A 1,599-nucleotide genomic window follows, 5' to 3' on the forward strand; every position below is an offset into this window, starting at 1 on the left:
ATGGGCGGATGTTGTTGAAAAAGTCGGCCGAAATCGCCGATTTTGAGGCTCGCCGCCGCTGAGCCAGGCCGTTGCATTCGGGTGATTACCCGTTCTTCCGCCTCAAGGCGGCATGATGGCCGCTCAGCTCATGCTGCGGCCTCCTGTAGGACGCTTCGCGAGCGGAGCTTCGCGAGTTTTCGGAGATTCTGTGCGATGGCGGCGAGCAGAAATTCGTCCTTGGCGCCGTTTGGACCACGGAGCCGCAACCGTGTTAGGCCAAGAATACGCTTGAGGTGCGCGAAGAGCATCTCGACCTTCTTCCGTTTGTCGCGCGACACTTTGTAGGCCTTGGTCTTGCGGCACTCTCTGGCGAACTCGCGCGCCTCTTCATGGGGCTCACGCGTGACATACCGGGCATCGGCTTTCGGGCAGCAGATCTCCTTGGATGGACAGGCTTGGCAGATAGCCTTCAAGCAGCGGTATTTCTTTCGCCCACCAGTATCCCGACCCCGGTTCGGATCGGAATAGTTGCGTCTGAACTGTTTGAGGGCATGGCCTTCAGGGCAGATATACTGATCATTCGTCTCGTCCCACTGGAAGTCTGAGCGGGAGAACGTGCCGTCGGTCCGTTCCGACTTGTCGATTACCGGTATGAAGGGGATGATGCTGCGTTTCTCGACCAGCCAGCCCAGGTTCTCGGCATTGCCGTAGGCCGTATCGGCGGCCAGCCAGTCCGGCTTGATGCCAAAGCGTTTTTCGGTCCTGTCCAGCATCGTGCGCGCAGCTCCAACTTCGGCTTGGCGGATGGCTCTTGTCGCTTCAACATCCATGATCACCGAACTCTTGGTGTCGATCAGGTAGTTGGTGGCATAGGCAAAATAGGGGCGGCTCTCCTCCGCACGGGTCCATTGCGCTGCCGGATCGGACTTGGCCACGAACTTGGGCTGGACAGGCGATGCGGCCCCGAAGGCGGCGTCATCCAGTGTCTCCAGATATTCTCGTGCCGCCCTGTTGCCAGCGTCCCGCGCGGCCTCGGGGCTCCAGTCTTCCGCCGCGATGGAGCGGATCTTGTTGGCATCTGCCGAGATCAGGCTCGCATCGACCGCGAAACCTTCGCCCGACACCAGATTTTCTTTCAGGCAGCGTTCAACGGTTGTCTCGAAGACCTGACGCAGCAGACCGCTTTCCCTGAACTTGCCATGGCGATAGCGGGAGAAAGTCGAGTGGTCGGGGACATTGCCTTCCAGACCCAACCGACAGAACCAGCGGTAGGCCAAGTTCAGATGAACCTCGTCACAGAGCCGGCGCTCCGAACGGATCCCCATGACATATCCGATCACCAGCATCCGGATGATCAGTTCGGGGTCGATCGAAGGCCGGCCAAGGTGGCTGTAGAAGGGACGCAGTGCCTCGCGCAGGGAGTCGCCATTCAGGAACAGGTCAATCTCGCGCAGCATGTGATGGGCGGGGACATGCCGCTCCAGATCGAAGTCGTAAAACAGCTGCGCCGGTGCTTCTTGCCTGCCCATCATGCCGAAATCCTCCAATCCCCTCGTAGTCGAGTGAATCGAAAGACTTGCCGCAGCGCAACAAAGACTTTTTCAACAGCATGGGCGG

General features: G+C 59.5%; 1 protein-coding gene. It reads right to left on the minus strand.

Annotated features, from left to right (window positions below; genetic code table 11):
* Nucleotides 1–128: 128 nt before the first annotated feature.
* Complete coding sequence (locus AQS8620_RS16725) at nucleotides 129–1,514, minus strand: IS1182 family transposase (RefSeq protein WP_085838149.1); 1,386 nt, start codon at nucleotides 1,512–1,514, stop codon at nucleotides 129–131.
* Between the last annotated feature and the right edge of the window lie 85 nt (nucleotides 1,515–1,599).

The organism is Aquimixticola soesokkakensis, from assembly GCF_900172375.1.
In the GTDB taxonomy this organism is placed as follows: Bacteria; Pseudomonadota; Alphaproteobacteria; order Rhodobacterales; family Rhodobacteraceae; genus Aquimixticola; species Aquimixticola soesokkakensis.

Excerpts from the sequence above, each read along its gene's own strand:
- AQS8620_RS16725 (WP_085838149.1), bottom strand. The coding sequence starts at position 1,514 with ATGATGGGCAGGCAAGAAGCACCGGCGCAGCTGTTTTACGACTTCGAT.